Source organism: Rhodococcus sp. IEGM1428, from assembly GCF_050321865.1.
In the GTDB taxonomy this organism is placed as follows: domain Bacteria; phylum Actinomycetota; class Actinomycetes; order Mycobacteriales; family Mycobacteriaceae; genus Rhodococcoides.
On the sequence record NZ_JBNQFW010000001.1, the window covers coordinates 323,912 to 340,952 of the forward strand.

The 17,041-nt window shown below is 61.2% G+C and carries 14 protein-coding genes; 5 read left to right on the forward strand and 9 right to left on the reverse strand.

The annotated features are described in order from the left end of the window. Positions 1-945: 945 nt before the first annotated feature. A complete protein-coding gene (locus tag ACQR3T_RS01630) occupies positions 946-1,554 on the reverse strand; it encodes a TetR/AcrR family transcriptional regulator (RefSeq protein WP_428692331.1) in 609 nt (202 codons plus the stop codon). 98 nt (positions 1,555-1,652) lie between these two features. Here ACQR3T_RS01630 and ACQR3T_RS01635 point away from each other — a divergent pair, with 98 nt between their 5' ends. After that, on the forward strand, positions 1,653-2,714 hold the full coding sequence (locus ACQR3T_RS01635; protein ID WP_428692332.1) for a hypothetical protein: 1,062 nt from the start codon (positions 1,653-1,655) through the stop codon (positions 2,712-2,714). Further along, complete coding sequence (locus ACQR3T_RS01640) at positions 2,711-3,832, forward strand: ABC transporter permease (RefSeq protein ID WP_428692333.1); 1,122 nt, start codon at positions 2,711-2,713, stop codon at positions 3,830-3,832. The genes ACQR3T_RS01635 and ACQR3T_RS01640 overlap by 4 nt, the downstream gene beginning before the upstream one ends. A 753-nt stretch (positions 3,833-4,585) precedes the next feature. Here ACQR3T_RS01640 and ACQR3T_RS01645 read toward each other — a convergent pair. Beyond that, on the reverse strand, positions 4,586-5,587 hold the full coding sequence (locus ACQR3T_RS01645) for an amidohydrolase family protein (RefSeq protein ID WP_428692334.1): 1,002 nt from the start codon (positions 5,585-5,587) through the stop codon (positions 4,586-4,588). 62 nt (positions 5,588-5,649) lie between these two features. Between ACQR3T_RS01645 and ACQR3T_RS01650 the strand changes: the two genes are divergently transcribed. Further along, positions 5,650-6,084, forward strand: a complete 435-nt coding sequence (locus ACQR3T_RS01650; RefSeq protein ID WP_428692335.1) for a MarR family winged helix-turn-helix transcriptional regulator — start codon at positions 5,650-5,652, stop codon at positions 6,082-6,084. Positions 6,085-6,176: 92 nt separating this feature from the next. Here the strand turns inward: ACQR3T_RS01650 and ACQR3T_RS01655 are convergent, their stop codons facing one another. Continuing rightward, positions 6,177-6,839 carry an SDR family NAD(P)-dependent oxidoreductase gene (locus ACQR3T_RS01655; protein ID WP_057477930.1) on the reverse strand — a complete coding sequence of 221 codons (663 nt, stop codon included), beginning with the start codon at positions 6,837-6,839 and terminating at the stop codon, positions 6,177-6,179. A gap of 140 nt (positions 6,840-6,979) precedes the next feature. Between ACQR3T_RS01655 and ACQR3T_RS01660 the strand changes: the two genes are divergently transcribed. Beyond that, positions 6,980-7,348, forward strand: coding sequence for a winged helix-turn-helix transcriptional regulator (locus ACQR3T_RS01660; protein ID WP_269605391.1), 369 nt, complete (start codon positions 6,980-6,982; stop codon positions 7,346-7,348). A 211-nt stretch (positions 7,349-7,559) separates the two neighbouring features. On the opposite strand, the gene ACQR3T_RS01665 is transcribed toward ACQR3T_RS01660, so the two are convergent. The 5 genes from ACQR3T_RS01665 to ACQR3T_RS01685 all read right to left on the reverse strand — a co-directional run bounded on the left by ACQR3T_RS01665 (position 7,560) and on the right by ACQR3T_RS01685 (position 13,652). Next, a complete protein-coding gene (locus tag ACQR3T_RS01665) occupies positions 7,560-9,098 on the reverse strand; it encodes an MDR family MFS transporter (RefSeq protein ID WP_428692336.1) in 1,539 nt (512 codons plus the stop codon). Continuing rightward, complete coding sequence (locus tag ACQR3T_RS01670) at positions 9,095-9,742, reverse strand: TetR/AcrR family transcriptional regulator (RefSeq protein ID WP_428692337.1); 648 nt, start codon at positions 9,740-9,742, stop codon at positions 9,095-9,097. The genes ACQR3T_RS01665 and ACQR3T_RS01670 overlap by 4 nt, the downstream gene beginning before the upstream one ends. Positions 9,743-10,360: 618 nt before the next feature. After that, positions 10,361-11,857, reverse strand: a complete 1,497-nt coding sequence (locus tag ACQR3T_RS01675) for a CoA-acylating methylmalonate-semialdehyde dehydrogenase (RefSeq protein WP_428692338.1) — start codon at positions 11,855-11,857, stop codon at positions 10,361-10,363. A gap of 25 nt (positions 11,858-11,882) precedes the next feature. Beyond that, positions 11,883-12,230, reverse strand: coding sequence for a cupin domain-containing protein (locus tag ACQR3T_RS01680; RefSeq protein ID WP_428692339.1), 348 nt, complete (start codon positions 12,228-12,230; stop codon positions 11,883-11,885). A gap of 21 nt (positions 12,231-12,251) precedes the next feature. Next, complete coding sequence (locus ACQR3T_RS01685; protein ID WP_428692340.1) at positions 12,252-13,652, reverse strand: NAD(P)/FAD-dependent oxidoreductase; 1,401 nt, start codon at positions 13,650-13,652, stop codon at positions 12,252-12,254. 157 nt (positions 13,653-13,809) lie between these two features. Here ACQR3T_RS01685 and ACQR3T_RS01690 point away from each other — a divergent pair, with 157 nt between their 5' ends. Next, complete coding sequence (locus ACQR3T_RS01690; RefSeq protein WP_428692341.1) at positions 13,810-15,303, forward strand: PucR family transcriptional regulator; 1,494 nt, start codon at positions 13,810-13,812, stop codon at positions 15,301-15,303. A 50-nt stretch (positions 15,304-15,353) separates the two neighbouring features. Here ACQR3T_RS01690 and ACQR3T_RS01695 read toward each other — a convergent pair whose 3' ends face one another. Next, positions 15,354-16,796: an amino acid permease gene (locus tag ACQR3T_RS01695; protein ID WP_428692342.1), complete on the reverse strand. Its 1,443-nt coding sequence runs from the start codon at positions 16,794-16,796 to the stop codon at positions 15,354-15,356. Positions 16,797-17,041: the final 245 nt, after the last annotated feature.

Consider the following 17,041-nt stretch of genomic DNA (forward strand, 5'->3'; position numbering starts at 1 on the left):
GACCGACGCCGAGCGGCGGGCGAAGTCCACACACACCTACGTCGGTCGGCGACTCATACACGTCTACGCACCGTCAAGAAGGCTTGACGGTGCGGGAACTGCCGTTTCCGCGCGATGCCGTCGGCGGCATCGTGCCTGTTGTTGGCAACTCGGCAATTGTTCGCTTCCGTCAGCATCATCGCCGGATGGCTAACGCCTCGCCCGGAGGAGCACTTGTCCAACAATCCGTTGGACCAATGCGGTGGGGTTCGCCGTTGCACTTTTCGACTGACTCGAGGGCGACATGGGTTCGCGACGAATGAGTCTCGTTGTCGCGAGTCCGCACAGAGCGTCGATCGCCAGGACGCTCTTCGTCCATCCGATACCGTGGCTGTCCGACACCGATCAGGACTGTCCGGTGTCGGAGAATCGGTGGCAGTTCGGTGTCACGAGAGTGTCACAAGTCGGTACGTTCGGACCTGGACTGGGCTGGACGGTCATGCACGAAAAGCGTTGCGAATAAACAAAAATCGAGTCCACTGAAGTCTGGGTGGATCCACTTCTAGGGACTTGAAATTCGCACAGTGTCGGTTCGAGTCCGACTGGGGGCACCAGAGTCCATATGGATCCAGATTTTCGGACCAGGACAGTGCTTTTCGGATGGTAGCGTGGACTTCGGCGGCCTACCACGGATTTGAGTGGACAACCGAGACAGCGGATTTCAGATCCGCGCGGGAGTTACCTTCATCGTCGCCGCATCTTCACATTTGTGCTGCTCAGGGTCGGTCTTCGGGTTCGATGGTCGTTTCCGCAGGTGATTCGCTGTCACAAGGCTGTCACAACTAAGTCTGGTGGAACTACTGCGGGAAGCGCTCGAGATGGCCGGCATCCTGACGGACTCGCGTCATCGCACAAGATCGGACGAGCGCACCGTCACGGATCTGACGATGGAAGCGTAGTACTTCGTTACTGCAGCTCCTGCGGTTCAGGGGCACTCGCCACGGTCGACAAGAGATGCCACAGTCGTTCGGCCAACCAACGTTGCTCCGAGGGCTCGTCGACGTGGTCGCCGTCGAGCCACTTCGATAGCACCGTCACCATTCCGCCCGTGATGAACCATGCTTCTTCGTCGAGCCGCCTCGATTGACGGGAGTTCGGCGAGGTGTCGCCCAGTCTTTGTTGTCGGAGGTACTGGCCCAATCCTTCACGCAAAACGGTCATCACCTGCTCGCGGGATCGCGAGTTCGATTGAGCCCCGATCAGTTTGCGGTAGAACTCGCGGTCCGAACCCAGTTCGGCCACAACGAGCCCGATGCTGCGTTCTGCCTGATCTCGGTCCACCACGACGTCGTCGTCCAGCGCGGCTATCGACTGCAATCGCCTCCGAACGACGGCGGCGAACAAAGTGTCTCGGTCCTGGAAGTGCAGATACAGGGTCGGCCTGCTGACGCCGGCAGCCGAGGCGATGTCGGTGATCGACACCTCCGCAGGATCACGGTGAGACACCAGTTCGGCAGCAGCGTCCAGTAACAGTTCTCGACTGCGTACTGCCCGAGGGTCCATGTTTGCGGTCATCGTGGTCCACCTTAATCGGTGATGCGCTCCTCTCGCCTGTCGTATCTTACAGATGTATAGTACTGAACAGATGTAAACTAGCGACGAGGAGTTCGATTGTGACCGACCAGCTGGCAGCGGGTGCGCAGGAAGCACGTCCGCGCAAGAAACCGTCACCGACGGTGATGATGCTCGGGGGAATGGTGGTGCCGCTCTTCCTGATGACGGTTCTCCCTCTGCTCTACACATGGGGCCTGCATTCGCCCACGCCGCACGACATGGACGTGCGGATCGTTGGAACGTCGACGCAAGTCGAGCAATTCGCGCAGCAGGTTCAGGCGCAGGTCGGGTCGTCCTTCGACGTCGGAGTCGTAGCAGATGTCGACGCTGCAAAGCACGCTGTGTCCAGCTTGGAAACGCGTGGTGCCTACGATCCTGCAACGAACATCGTGTACGTCGCGTCCGAAGGGAATCTGGCCGCTGCGCAAGCGGTCGAGGGCCTCTTCGGTTCGATTGCGGGCAAGACGGTCGGCACTGCGCCTACCGTCTTCGACGTAGCACCGACGAGCTCCACCGACAGGTTGGGCGCATCGCTGATGTTCGTCGGCCTCGCGGCGATTCTCGGCGGCTTCTTGACTGCGACCGTTCTCCAATTGCTCCTGCCCGGCCTTTCGCTGCGTGTCGAGCTGACCGTCATTGCCGTCATGAGCGTGGTGTCCGCGGTAGTGCCGGCCTTCGTTGCATACGGGGTGTACGGCGCGGTGTCCGGAAGCATTCTGGAGGTGCTCGTACTGCTTGCGCTGTCGGCGTTCGTTGTCGGTTCCTTCCATCTAGGGGGGATGCGCTTGATCGGACCGGGGATGATGATCCCCACCCTGCTGATCATGGTGCTACTCGGAGTGCCCTCGTCGGGTGCGGCGATTGCGCCTGAGATGGTCCCGGGCTTTTTCACCGCACTGAACAACTTCCTTCCCACGCCTGCGCTACTGGAGGGCCTCAAGCGCCTCGTGTACTTCCCGGCAGCAAGTATCGGGGGCACAGTTGCAGTGATGGCGATGTGGGGATTCTTGGCCGCCGGACTACTCGGGCTCTCGGTGCTTCGGCACAAAAAGGATCCGGATGAACCGATCCTGAGCTCGTTCGCCGCAATCCCCGCACCCGAGAACGGAGACTCGAAATGAGTGAAACAGGAACTGCGTCAGATGCATCGAACGCAGACTTCCCAACGCAGGGAACCAACCACTTCCGCTTCTACTTCGGCGACGAGCATTCCGCGACTCCGCAGCAGATGAAACGGAGGCGCATGCTGACGGGCGGACTGTTGCTCCCGTTGTTCATGATGTTCGTCCTACCTCTCACCTACATCGGACTCTTCCACAGCCCCGGACCGAACGGTGTTCATATCGACGTTGTCGGAAACAGTCCGGCCGCAATGCAATTCGTCCAGAGCAGCGATGCCCTCAACAATGACGATTTTGTGGTCGACCGTGTTGCGACGGTGGACGAGGGTACCGAGCGACTTCTCGATCTGGATACCCGAGCCGTATACGATCCGACGACCTCGACGTTGTATACAGCGCAGGCGGGCAATACGCAATCGACCATCGCTGCGGAGCGATTCGTGACCGCGCTTGCTGCATCGACGAATGCAACGGTGAATGTCGAGAATCTGGTTCCACTCCCGGAATCGGACGCGGTAGGTGCCGGCGTGATGTATGTCGGACTCGGAGCCATCCTGGCAGGCTTTCTGACGACCGCCGTGGCGTCGCTGGTTGCACCCGGCGTGCGTATCAGGTGGAAAGTGTTGTTGTTGGGCGTGATGAGCAGCATCGCGGCGGGAATTCAAGTGCTGATTTCCTACGGAATCACCGGAACCTTGCACGACAACATCGGCGGAGTCGCAGGGATGGTGTTTCTTCTTGCTTTCACCTGCGGGATTGTCACGCTCGGAGGTTTCGTGAACTTCGGACCGGTCATGATGCTCATCTCACTCAGCCTGTACATCATGCTGGGGGTCCCGGCATCGGGCGTTGCGGTCGGACTCGATCTGGCACCGTCGTTCTACCAGTTCCTGCATCCGCTGCTTCCGACGTCCACGGGACTGGACGGACTGAAGCGTATTGCGTACTTCGATGGCTCGGGCCTGGGTCCTGTTCTGCTCACCATGGCGGTGTGGGCGGGAATCGGATGCGGGGGGGTCGTCATCGGCCACCGTCGACGAGCGAAAGCCGTTACGCTCGAACCGACCGTCGCAGCTGCAGAGGTCACCGACCCCGGTTCGATCAGTGAGCGCGTTTGAAATCTGCGCTTGATCTGCACCACTCCCCGGCGGACTCGGAAATTCAACTCCGACTACCGGGGAGTGCGTGTAGGCGCGTACGCGGTCGTTTTACCGAGGATCGCGCTACAGCGATGTTCGCGGATCGTAAAGGTGACTGTCTCGGCTGCCGCGAAGGGCGGTGGCGGGTCGAATGATGTGGGCCTGTTCGACCGAACGCGCTGTGCTGCAATGCTTTCTATCTGGTTTGAACAAGATCGTGGGTCGGTCACCTCGCGGCGGAGGCCTGGCACCGCGATCACGCCGCGACAGTGAGTTCGTGGCTGCCGGAGGGCGATTCGATGTGGACGACGTTGATGCCGCAGTCGTTACCGGTTCCGTGCTGTCACTGGGGCGTTTACTGCTCGCGCAAACCCAATGCGACGAGGCACCACCGAACGCAGGCTCTGCGCACTGGGAATCTCGACCGGTGAAGCTCGAACACTCTGCGCCAGTGTCCTACTCGCGTCCTACGGCGTCACCGTACACGCGGTCGTCGACCACGGGTCGGGGATGGTGCTGCCGACAACTGACCCTTGTGCGGCCATACCGGCTTTGCAGACCAAGAGCGTCGAACAGGGCACCGGTCACCGGCGGAACGGGCACGCCCCACCATGGTGGGGCGTGCCCGTTCCACGTCAACTTCCACATTCGTGAGCCGGCGTCGGTGCTGCCATGGCCCGGTCGATCAGCGGTTGGAGTAGCTGATCTATCCTGAGTGCCGAAAGACTTTGGTTACGTTGGGGTTCCGGCTGTCAGTCGAGGTAGGAGACGGTAGGCGTTGTCGTGCATGACCTGCGCGAGCATTGTCGGCCTGTCGGCGAAGTAGGTGTCGACGTTGTCGGTGAACCAGCTCGCAGTGCGCGGGTTCGCGGCGGGGAAGTCTGTACCGAAGAGAATGTGGTCCGGTGCAACGAAGTTCTCGAGTGCCACCAGGTTGGTTTCGAATCCGGATAGGGCGGTCTCGTAGTAGAACGTTCGGAAGTCCTCGAGGATCTCGTCTGCTGTCAGTTCGCAGTCGAGATGGAATGCACACAGCGCGGCGACGCGAGCAGCGAGGTACGGCGTGCTCCCACCCGAATGGGAGAGGACTATCCGCACGTTCGGGTACTGGCGTTTGCGTCCACTGGTCACCAAATCGGCTGCACCTTTGTAGGTTTCGTTCGGAGTTTCGCTGATCGGGGTGGGCAGGAATCTGCTCGGGGCACGATTGCTACCGGGTGTCTGCTCACCGTGTAGGAACACGAGCGCGTTGCGGCGGTCGAGCTCGGCCCACAGTGGCTCGAAGATAGGGTCGCCCAGCGATCGGGCCTGATCTCCGGTGCCGTAGACGTTGGTCAGGGTTATTCCGTCGGCTCCCAACACGTCGAACGCGTAGGTCAACTCTTCGAGTGCGGCGTCGGTGTCGGTCGGTGTCGGCAGATGAGCGAACAGTCCGAATCGTCCTGGATGGTCGTCCGCGGCCTGACGGGACAGGGTGTTCACCTCGCGGGCGAAGTGATGGCGCTTGTTCTCCGGGAGCCGGGATTCGATGTCGTTGGGTACGGACAGGATCGCGGTGTCGATCTGCAGTCGGTCCATGAAGTCGACACTGACCTGCGGTGACCAGGCGCTCTCGTCTTCCTTGAATTTCCAGCCGGATGTGTCGCCGAACAAGCCAGAGGTAAGCATGCTGGACGGCATGAAGTGGTGATGGAAGTCGATACGGCCGGGTGTGGTGGCGTTGTCGTGGGTCATACTCACACTCAACGCGCAATAGTTGCTACTTGTCAATAATATTCAGATGTTAGGTTCTTTACATGGTTGACACCGACGCACCCGAATTGCAGCTCCTCGACGCGCTGTATCGCCTCAACAAGCTGGTCTTGACCGACGCTCGCGTGCACGTCTCCGCTGTCGCGCACCTGGATCTCGTCGACTTTCTGGTGCTTCGCACCGTGAAGGTGGGCATCGATACTCCCGGTGATCTCGTCGTAGATCTCGGTCTGAACCCGTCGATGCTGAGCAGGTCGTTGTCCAAGCTTGCCGACGCGGGCCTGGTGATTCGCGAGATCGATTCCGCGGACTCGCGCCGATCACGGATCAGACTGACCGACGATGGTGTGCGAACCACCGCTGACATCGGGGGTCGGATGCGCCCCAGCCTGTCGCGGCGGCTCCAGCTCCTGCCCCCCGACCGGATCCGTGTCCTGTTGGACAGTCTCGAAATCCTGTGCGGGGATGCAGTCGACTGAATATGGACTGCTCGTGTTCGGTGAAGTGCGCCGCGGGAACCCGGCTCGAGGCCGCGGTCAGTGGTGGTGCTTCACCTCGACACGGTGTGGCGTCACATCGGTGCGGCAGGGTAGCGGGGGTCGGCATCGGACCGCTTTTCGTGCAGTTCGAGGTACGTGGGAGCGATCTCGGCGGCAGAGGTGCCGGGTTGCCCGGATCCGATCCATGCGTTGATGGCCAGATGTGCCGCGTACACGCCGTGTTCGGCGAGTACGTTGTGCAGGTTGAGAACCCAGTTGCGCAGGCCGGCCGACGCGATATTGATGTTGGCGAAAGACGGTGTCGGGTTTATCGATCCGCCGCCGGTGGTGACGATGATGGTGCCGGCTTTCGCGGCGATCATGTCGTCGACGACCTGTCTCACGACATGTATTGCGCTGAAGTAGAAGTCGAGCTGCGGCTGAAGGTTGGCGGGCGTGACGTCGAGGACGCCGGCAGCAGGCAGAGTCGCGTCGGCCGCCGAGAATTCGAGAACGTCCACGGTGCCGAGTGTGGCGCGGATCTGGGTGAAGGCCGTGGTAATCGATTCCTCGTCGAGGAGGTCTGCGGTGAATCCGTGCGCGTCGATCCCCTCACTTTTCAGCTGTTCGGTCAGCGAACTCAACTTCGCCTGGTTTCGGGCGACGAGGGCGACGGTGAAACCTGTGCGCCCGAAAACGCGGGCGATTTCCAACCCCATTCCGGGGCCGGCACCGACTATGACAATCAACGACATGGGTTCACTCCTGGTCGGTTACTATTTGTGTGTCACCCCATCTTCTGTGTGTCGTATCCGCGGCACAAGAGGGCACATTCGTGTTCGTGAGGAGCGCCATGTCGACCAGGAAGACCGGCACCGTCGAGCTCGGCACTCCGATGCCCGGGCCGTGCGAGGGGTGGGGCGAGGATGCGGCATTGATCCGCGGAATTCTCGATCGTGTCGGAGACAAGTGGGGCATTCTCGTGATCGCCGTGCTTCGTGATGCGCCGATGCGATACAGGGAGTTGCAGCGCGCGGTCCCTGGCATATCTCAGCGGATGCTCACCCTTACGCTGCGTCACCTCGAGCGCGACGGCCTGCTCACACGTACCGTGTACCCGGAGGTGCCGCTGCGAGTCGAATATGCCCTGACCCACCTCGGTGTCTCGCTTCTCGAACATGTCTTGGGTCTGGCGATGTGGGCATCAGCCCATACCGACGAGATCCGACAACATAGGAACGACTTCGACAGCCGGCAATCATGATCATCCACGAGAAAGATCGGCTCGCGTGACCACGGAGAAGTCGCATGTAGACGCGCTGCTTCTACTGCGAGCCGGCACACCGGATACAGCTATGACGGGCGACCGCAGTTCGGCTACGTGCGGCACCGATGTGTCTGGAGGTCCTCGATACCAGTGAAAACCTTGTGATACCAGCTTGATCTGGGCGTGGCGGCTACCGATGCAATTTTCGCTACTGCGGGTGCTCGGGGGTGCGCTCTCTCGTTGTCGCCAGGGGTTTTTCGTCGATGAAGACCAGAAGCAGCAGCGCGATGATCATCAGGGGCACCATGTAGAGGAAGACCGGTGTGAGGGCGTCGTTGTAGGCGTTGACGATGACCTCCCGTGCGGCGTCGGGTAGTGCTCGCACGGACTCGGGTGTCAACGAACTCTCCGGTGATGATCCGTCGGTCGAGGCTCCTCCCAAGAGTGAGGTCAGTCGGGAGACGAACAGCGTGCCGACCACCGCGGAGCCGAGGGATGCGCCGATCTGTCGGAAGTAGTTGTTCGATGCGGTGGCGGTGCCGACTTCGGTGATCGGGAAGGAGTTCTGCACGATGAGTACGAGGATCTGCATGCTCATACCCAGTCCGATTCCCATGACGGCCAGGTACGCACAGATGATCCACACTTCCATGCCGGCGGTCATCGTCGATAGCAAGATCAGTGATAGGACTACGATTCCCGAGCCCATGATGGGTAGGTATTTGTAGCGTCCGGTCTTGCTGACGAGTTGGCCGGACACGATCGATGTCACCAGTAGACCGGCCATCATGGGGATCATCAGCAACCCGGCTTTCGTTGCTCCCGCGCCGGTGACCATCTGGAGATATGTGGGCAGGTAGGCGAGTGCACCGAACATGGAGACGCCGATGATGAGTCCGGCGACGGTGGTCAGATTGAAGTTCCGGTCTTGGAAAAGGTGTAGCGGCATGATGGGTTCCGCGGCTGCCTTCTCGACCGCGACGAAGCTGACAGCTGCAACGGCCGTTGCGATGATCAGGGCGATGATTGTGGGGGAATTCCAGGCGTACGTTGTTCCGCCCCAGGTCGTTATGAGCACCACGCCCGTCGAGGCCAGTGCGAGAAGCGTCATTCCTGTGACGTCCAGTCGGGGTTTGTCGTGGTCGATCGTGGGGAGTCTCAGGAAAAATACTGCTGAGGCGATCGCGAGGACGCCCAGGGGGATGTTCATCCAGAAAGCCCAGCGCCATCCAATTCCTTCGGTGAAGAATCCGCCGAGTAGGGGGCCTGCGACCGAAGAGAGCGCGAAGACGCCGCCCATGATGCCCATGTACTTGCCGCGTTGGCGTGCGGGAACGACGTCGGCGATGATTGCCTGAGCGAGGATCATCAGGCCGCCGCCGCCGAGTCCTTGGATCGCGCGGCCGGTGATGAGCCAGGGCATGTCGTGTGCGAGTCCGCCGACTATCGATCCCGCCATGAACAATGCAATTGCGAAGATGAACAGCGATTTTCGGCCGATGAGGTCACCTACCTTGCCGTAGATCGGCAACATGATCGTCGAGGCGAGAATGTATGCCGTTGTCACCCATAGCATCTGGTCGACACCGTTGAGTTCGCCGACGATGGTGGGCAGAGCGGTGCTGAAGATGGTTTGGTCGAGTGAGGCGAGCAACATCGTCACCATGAGGCCGGCGAAGACGAGCAGGATGCTGCGCCTGTCGTCGGTGACGGGGGCCTGTTCGACGGTTTTGTCAGCGGTTGTCATGACAGTCCTTCTCGTAGCTCGTGTACGAGCGAGATTGCTCGGCGTTCGATGTCGGTCACTCTCGAGTCGGCGTCGACGTCGGAGTCGTCGAGAGATGTCGCCCACTCGCGAAGGGCTATGCGCACTGCACCGCCGCACAGCACGAACAGCAGTTCGGCGTGCGCAGTTCTGTCGGTCGTTTTCTCGAACGGCGTTCCAGTGAGCATCGTCTCGATGGTCTGGGTGAGTTTGCTCGCCCGGGCGGTGAAGTGCGCCATGTGGCCACCGAGAATCTCTGGATGCCGTTTGACGACTTCGAGGCGGTCGGTTTTCATTCGGGCTCGGCTCGAGTGAGGGGATCCCATGACCGTGAGCATCAAGCCGACGATGGCGGGGATCAGGTCCGGGCCCGGGTGCTCGTGTATGTAATCGGCGATCAGTTCGTCGGTGACTTCGGCGGGGTGAACGCCCAGGACAGCACTGTCCTTGCTTTCGAAGTAGTTGAAGAACGTCCGGGTGGAGATGTCGGCCAGATCGCTGATCGCGTCCACGGTGGTCTCGCCGAGTCCGTCCCTGAGCACGAGAGTCAACGCGGCTTCTTCTATCCGGGCGCGCGTCTCGGCGCGCTTGCGGTCTCGCCGGCCTAGCTTGTCGGTAGTGGGCACCTATCTACAGTACTGCAAATTTGCAGGACTGCATATTAATGCGGGGCAGGTCAGTCGGTCGATGACGAATTGATTGAGGAGGGCGGCGGTCATGGTCAGCCACCCCGGCGGTTCGCGATTGGACGTGACGATCGCGGTCTTCGTCCGGTGGCGCGCAGTGGACACATCAATTTGAATCGATACCGCCGACCCCCATACCGCCATTGCGGAGATGATTCCACGACCGGTCCTGGTGACCAGCGGCGCAGTATGGATCACCCTTACAAGTGTCTTTATAGAAACTGTGCGTCTCCGTGTCCGAACGACCAGTCGGCGCGGGTGTCCTCGACGACGGACACGATCAGATCGTCCTGCACTAGCTCGTTCTGGTCGTGCAGTTGCCACGCCAGTGCGCGTAAATGCTCTGGAGTGCAACGATTTTCGACGATGTCGATGCGAACGAGAGGCTTGATGGTCCTGTCAATCCGGAAAAGCGGTGAGGTCGACGCGTCATTACGTCGACCTCACCGTCTCTGATGAGTTCATGGGCTGAGTCCGTGAGTTCTCGGCGGATTCTGGCAGATTCGATCTAGCTGTTTTCGGGGCTCAGCTGTTCTCAGGGCTCAGTCGTTTCAGGTCTCAGTCGTTTTCTGGGAAGCCGAGGTTGATGCCACCGTGGCTCGGATCGAGCCACCGACTGGTGACGGCTTTGCCTCGGGTGAAGAAGTGCACGCCTTCCATCCCGTGGGCGTGAGTGTCACCGAACAGACTGTTCTTCCACCCACCGAAGCTGTAGTACGCCATGGGCACCGGGATCGGGACATTGATACCGATCATGCCGACCTCGACCTCGTTCTGGAAACGCCGGGCCGCACCGCCGTCGTTGGTGAAAATGGCGGTGCCGTTGCCGTACGGGTTCGAGTTGATGAGCTCGAGGGCCTCGTCGTAGGTATCGACACGGACCACCGACAGGACCGGGCCGAAGATCTCGTCGGTGTAGATGGACATGTCGGTGGTGACGTTGTCGATCAACGTCGGCCCCAACCAGAACCCGTCCTTGCCTCCGTCGGCCTGGACTGTGCGGCCGTCGACGACGATGGTGGCGCCGGCGGCTTCTCCGGCATCGACGTAGGAGGCAACCTTGTCGCGGTGCGCCTTGGTCACCAGCGGTCCCATGTCCGCGCCGGTGGTTCCGTCGCCCGTGACCAGTGGGGTGGTGCGCTCGACGATCTTCGCAACCAGGTCGTCGGCGATGTTCCCGACAGCGACGAGCGCGGAGATGGCCATGCAACGCTCACCGGCAGAACCGAACCCGGCGTTGACCATGGCGTCGGCTGCGAGGTCGAGATCGGCGTCGGGCAGGACGATCGCGTGGTTCTTCGCTCCGCCGAGAGCCTGAACGCGCTTACCGTTCGCGGTGCCGGTGGAGTAGACGTACTGCGCGATCGGTGTCGATCCGACGAAGCTGATCGACTTGATTGCCTTGTTCTCGAGTAGTTCGTCGACGGAGACCTTGTCGCCCTGGAGGACGTTGAAGACACCGGGAGGTAGGCCTGCTTCTTCCCAGAGCTCGGCGATCCACAGCGACGCGGTCGGATCCTTCTCGCTGGGCTTGAGAACGACCGTGTTGCCTGCGGCGATGGCGATGGGGAAGAACCACATCGGCACCATCGCCGGGAAGTTGAACGGGCTGATGATGCCGACGGGGCCGAGAGGCTGACGGATCGAGTAGATATCGACCTTCGTCGATGCGTTCTCGGTGAAGCCACCCTTGAGCAGATGGGGAATGCCACAGGCGAATTCGACGACTTCCTGGCCGCGACTGATCTCGCCGAGCGCGTCGGAGAGAACCTTGCCGTGCTCGGCGGTGATGATCTCGGCGAGCTCGCCTTTCTTGGCGTTGAGTAATTCACGGAACTTGAAGATGATCGCGGTTCGCTTGGCCAGCGAGGTATCTCGCCACGCCGGGAATGCTGCTGCGGCAGAGGCGATGACCGTGCGTGCATCGTCGACGGTGGCCAGCGCTACCTGTCCGGTGATCTGTCCGGTCGCGGGGTTGGTGACCGGAGCGGTCTTGTCGGACGTGCCGGCGAACGGCTTACCGTCGAGCCAGTGACCGATAGTGTTGTCAGACATAAGTTTCCAATCAGCTTCGAGGTTTTCAGAAGATCGTGTAGGCCTTGCGCAGGGTTTCGGTGACGTCCCAGCGTCCACTCCACCCTGGGGGGAGAGTGAGGTAATCACCGGCCTTGATCTCGGTCTTCTTGCCGGTGTCGTCATCGGTCAATGTCGCGGCACCCGAGATGATGTAGCACGTCTCGGTGTTCGGGCGGTCGACGACGGGCCAGCCACCTGGTTGGCATTCCCAGATGCCGATCTGGGCTTCGGTGCCGCCATCGACGGTCGTGGTTGCCAGTTGCGGGTCGCCGCTGTCGGCACCGGGACGCTGGCCGGCGGGGGTGAGTTCGCCGGTGACGGTGGCTGAGTCGAGGTGGATCAGTGATGGCATGTGAAGGTCCCTGTCTGTGGGTCAGTGCGCGCCGGTGAGTTTTTCGAGCATGGCCGAAATTTTCGAGGGTTTGCCGGTAACGCGCTCTTCCAGGTCGGAAGCGGTCGCGGCTTGCAGGCCTGCGTTGACTCCGAACCAACGGAATGGTTCGACTTCCCATTTGCGAGAATGGTGGTCGACGATCGGTAAGCGGTTCAGTCCGTCGTCGGTGCCGGTGATGAGGTTCCGCAGGACGCGTCCGGCGAGGTTGCTGGTCGCGACGCCGTCGCCGACATACGGTCCCGCCCAAGCCATCTTGGAGGCGCGGTCGTAACCAACCGAAGGGAACCAGTCGCGGGGTACCCCCAGCGGTCCGCCCCACTTGTGGGTGATGTTCACACCTGCGAGGGAAGGGAAGAAATCTTCCATGGTCGAGACGATCTTGTCGTGGATCTTGGTGTTGACATCGAACTTCGGTGATACCGCCGACCTGAAGTGATAGGGGGCGCCGCGGCCGCCGAAGACGAGCCGGCCCTCGGAGGTGACTTGGGCATAGATGCGCAGGTTGCGCATGTCGTTGAACGCAGTCCGGGTGTCCAGTCCTACACGTGTGCGGAGGTCCTGAGGGAGGGGTTCGGTGGCGACGACGAGCGAGTACAGGGGGGCGACGTTGCGGCGGTACTGCGGAAACTCTGGGGTGAATGCTTCCGTAGCACGGACGACGACGCCGGCTGTCACCGTTCCACCAGGAGTCTGGGCCCTGCCGTCGCCGAAGTCGGTGACAGCGGTGTCCTCGTAGATTACTCCGCCATGATTCTCGATCCACGATGCGAGACCGAGAACGAGCTTGTCCGGGTGTAGCAACGCGCAGTGCGGGGTGTGAACACCTCCGAGTACTCCGTCGGCGTTGATTATGGACGTAGCTGCGTTCTTGTCGAGAAACTTCCACTGGCCGGGTACGCCGAAGGCATCTGCACCGGCCACGGTTGCGTGCGCTCGGGTGAGTTGCGCCGGAGTGCGGGCCAGCGAGACGAATCCTTCCGGGCTGTAGTCGCAGTCGATGCCCGCGGCATTGGTCGCACGGCCCACTTCGGCGACGGTGTCGTTCATGGCGTGTTGGAGTTCGATGGCAGCCTGGTGGTCGTAGAGCTTCTCCACCCGCGCCAAGGACACGGGGAAGATCGCCGAGCACCATCCGCCGTTGCGGCCGGATGCGCCGAATCCGGCGTATTCACGTTCGAGGAGAACCACTTTCAGTGAGGGGTCTTCCTGGAGAAGGTAGTAGGCTGCCCATAGTCCGGTGAATCCTGCACCGACGATCGCGACATCAGCAGTGATGTTCTGGGCTAGTGCGGGTCGGCGAGTCACCGTCTCGCGGTCATCGAGCCACAGGGGCACGCCCTGCGAGGTGTGTCCTCCTGTGCGGGCGTCGTTCACTACCATGTCGTGCCTCCAAGAATCGGACTGTGTCGGGCCGCGGCCGAGCCGCTGGGCTGGTGAAACTATTCTCACGCGATCGATGTGAGCGGGGACATACGCCAGGTGGACAGTCTTCCCGGTCAGGTCTATACATTTGTATTAACGACTGGGAAGGGACGCCATGATTTCGGTGGACAGATTGACGTCGGTGCCATCGTTGGGGTTGTCGTACCTGGCGGGAACCGCTGGTGGAGCGCGGCTGGTGACGTGGGCACATGCGTGCGATCTTCCTGATCCTTGGGAATGGGTCGATGCGGGCGACCTGATGATGACGACGGGCAGCGGGATGCCTGTGACCGAGGAGGCGCAGATCGACTGGATCACCCGGTTGATCGACAGCAAAGTCAGCGCCTTGGTTATCGCCAGGGAACCCCACGCCCCGGAAGTCTCGTCGGCGTTACTCGCGGTGGCGGAGAACCGGCGGTTTCCGATACTCGCCGCAAGTTTCGATCTACATTTCGTCGCACTGGCACGCACGGTCATCGAAAGCGCCGTGGAAGGCGAAAGGTACCGCATAGCCACGATCACACGCCTCTACGACGTCTACTGGCAATCACTACATGCCCGAGGCTCGTTCGACGATCGTGTGTCCACCCTCGAGGGTGCTACCGGCCTGACGCTCGAGGTCCGTGACACCTCGTCGGGCGACTGCATCGCCCGTGGACGCAATTCCGCGCGTGCCACGGCCACGCACTCCGACGTGAGCGTGGCGAAGCGGTCATCACCGGAAGTGTCGGTGCCTGTACCAGGATCAGGTGACGCCGTGCTGGTTGCTGGATCGGCCCGAGTCGACCCTGTGTCCGATCGTGTTCTACTGCAACATATCGCGGGACTCATTGCGCTCGAACTCGAACACGACGCCGTTCGGAGGGACAGCCTTCGCGCGTCCGGGCAGGATCTGCTACTCGGTTTGTTGGATGGATCCATCGCACCGTCGGCAGTGTGGCCGGAACTGCGACATCGCGGCATGCCTGGACCTGTGGTGGCTGTGTGTTGGACCTCGCCCGAGTCGTCACCGTTGGCGCACGAGAGCGTGCATTTGGACACCCGGCTGCAGCGCTCGGCCCCGCTGCTGACATACCGGAGTCCGATGCTCATCGCGATCGCTCCCCACGATGTCGAGTTGCTGAGCGCGCTGGCATCGAAACTCGCTCCCAATTGCGTGGTGGGGCTGAGCGCGCCGCTGAAGCCGTCCGGCGATGTCGCAGAGTCCGTGCGTCAGGCGCAGATCGCGGCCTCACGTGCGACGTCGATGGGCGTGACGGCCGTGTCGTACGACGAACTCGAAGGCAATTCGGGTGTGTTCCCCCGAAGCGTGGAGGACACACGCCGCTTGGTCGTGCGGGTCCTCGGGCCGCTGGTGACCCATGATGCGGCGTCGGACGGGGAATTGGTCGAATCGGTTCGCGTCTTCCTCGCCAACGATTCGAACTGGCAGCGCAGCGCCGATCAGTTGGGCGTTCACCGGCAGACGCTCGTATACCGGCTCAAGAAAGTCGAGCAGCTCACCGAACTCAAGGTCACATCGACAAAAGGGTCTGCGTTGCTGTGGCTGGCGTTCGAGGCAGCGAATCAGGCACGGCTGTCGGTGTCCGAACTGGTCGAAAGCGCGTAGGCCACGGATCCCGGTCAGTGGATCCGCGGCCTACGCCGCGGGCGGGTCGATCAGTTGACGGCGGGGGTATCGGTCGACGGCTTCGACGGGACTGTGCTGTCGAGTCGACCGTCGATGACGTCGTCGTTTCGGAGATTCCCGAACTTGCGCCGCAACAAATAGATGATCGAGAGTGCGACCCACACGGCGATTCCTTGGAACAGCTCGATTCGGTTCTGCTCTCGCAGGCCCATGCTCACGAGGACCGCGACGATCGCGACGGTGACGATCAGTGGGAGGACCGGGTACAGCCACATCCGGAATTCGAGGATTCCGGGGCTTTCCTTCTCCCATCGACGACGAAGGCGTAGCTCGGAGATGCAGATCATGAAGTAGACGAACAGGAATACCGCGCCCGAGGCGTTGATCAGGAACAGGAAGACTGTGTCGGGGTAGAGGGCGGAGAGAACGACACAGCCGTAGCCGACGATCGTGCACGACAGAATGCCTTTCACCGGCACGCCTCGCGAGTTGGTGGTGGTCATCCATTGCGGGGCATCCCCACGGGAACCCATGACGAACAGCAGACGTGACGCGGTGTACAGGCCCGAATTCAACACGGAGAGAACAGCTACCAAGATCACGAGGTTGAGCAGATCGGCTGATCCTGGAATGCCGATGCGGTCGAGTGCAGCAACGAAGGGAGACTGGCCCGGGACGACGTCACTCCAGGGAACGATCATGACGATCAGGAATGTGGAAATCACGAAGAACGCGAGGATTCGGAAGACGACGGAATTGACTGCTTTGCGAATGGCTTTCGCAGGTTCTGCAGACTCGGCTGCGGCGATCGTGACCACTTCGACGCCGGTCATCGAGAAAATGACGACGACGACACCGACGAACAACGTGCCGAGACCGTTGGGGAGCAACCCACCGTGGTCGGTCATGTTGGCGAACGTCAGTGAGGAACCGGGCCAGATGCCGAAGGCGAACAACGCTGCGACCGCGATGAATGCGACGATGGCCACGACCTTGATACCGGCGAACCAGTACTCGGCCTCGCCGAACGATCCGACCGAGAGCATGTTGATGCCGGTCATGATGATCATCAACGCCAGAGCGATTGCCCAGACGGGGATACTCGGTACCCATTTGTTGATCATCTGGCCGCCGACTACAGCCTCGAATCCCACGACGATGACCCAGAAGTACCAGTAGAGCCAACCTGTCGAGAATCCGGCGAATCGTCCGTAAGCCATACGCGCGTAGTCGGTGAACGATCCTGTGCAGGGCTTCGCGGCAGCCATTTCGCCGAGCATGCGCATCACGAGCAACACGATCAATCCGGTGATCGCGTAGGTGACGAACGCCAGCGGACCGGCCTGGTTGATGATGGCACTCGAACCCACGAACAGGCCGGCGCCGATGACGCCACCAAGCGAGAGCATCGTCAGATGACGTTGCTTGAGCCCCGGTTTCAGGGTGTTGGATCGATCGGCGATTTGCGCCATGGCAGTTGTTCCCTCTCCGCGAATGTAGGCATGGCCCCAGCGAACGGGCCGGTGGGCTTGAAACCCATGCTTTTGTGACTGCCATCACGATCCTGGTTGTCGCAGAACCTAGCTATCCGCGAACTGACGAGATCGACGGTCCCCGTTCATACGTATGTAGGAGAGATGGTGTTGCAAGGAGCTCTGACTGCGGGGACGACCACGATTGTGATTCGTGCCGTCGGCGTCGATTGTGTTGATTCTCG

Bases quoted from the DNA above. Each gene is read 5' to 3' on its own strand.
- ACQR3T_RS01645 (WP_428692334.1), bottom strand. From the start codon at position 5,587: ATGACCCACGACAACGCCACCACACCCGGCCGTATCGACTTCCATCAC.
- ACQR3T_RS01655 (WP_057477930.1), bottom strand. From the start codon at position 6,839: ATGTCGTTGATTGTCATAGTCGGTGCCGGCCCCGGAATGGGGTTGGAA.
- ACQR3T_RS01690 (WP_428692341.1), top strand. From the start codon at position 13,810: ATGATTTCGGTGGACAGATTGACGTCGGTGCCATCGTTGGGGTTGTCG.
- ACQR3T_RS01680 (WP_428692339.1), bottom strand. From the start codon at position 12,230: ATGCCATCACTGATCCACCTCGACTCAGCCACCGTCACCGGCGAACTC.
- ACQR3T_RS01665 (WP_428692336.1), bottom strand. From the start codon at position 9,098: ATGACAACCGCTGACAAAACCGTCGAACAGGCCCCCGTCACCGACGAC.
- ACQR3T_RS01660 (WP_269605391.1), top strand. From the start codon at position 6,980: ATGCCCGGGCCGTGCGAGGGGTGGGGCGAGGATGCGGCATTGATCCGC.
- ACQR3T_RS01675 (WP_428692338.1), bottom strand. From the start codon at position 11,857: ATGTCTGACAACACTATCGGTCACTGGCTCGACGGTAAGCCGTTCGCC.
- ACQR3T_RS01695 (WP_428692342.1), bottom strand. From the start codon at position 16,796: ATGGCGCAAATCGCCGATCGATCCAACACCCTGAAACCGGGGCTCAAG.
- ACQR3T_RS01685 (WP_428692340.1), bottom strand. From the start codon at position 13,652: ATGGTAGTGAACGACGCCCGCACAGGAGGACACACCTCGCAGGGCGTG.
- ACQR3T_RS01650 (WP_428692335.1), top strand. From the start codon at position 5,650: ATGGTTGACACCGACGCACCCGAATTGCAGCTCCTCGACGCGCTGTAT.
- ACQR3T_RS01630 (WP_428692331.1), bottom strand. From the start codon at position 1,554: ATGACCGCAAACATGGACCCTCGGGCAGTACGCAGTCGAGAACTGTTA.
- ACQR3T_RS01640 (WP_428692333.1), top strand. From the start codon at position 2,711: ATGAGTGAAACAGGAACTGCGTCAGATGCATCGAACGCAGACTTCCCA.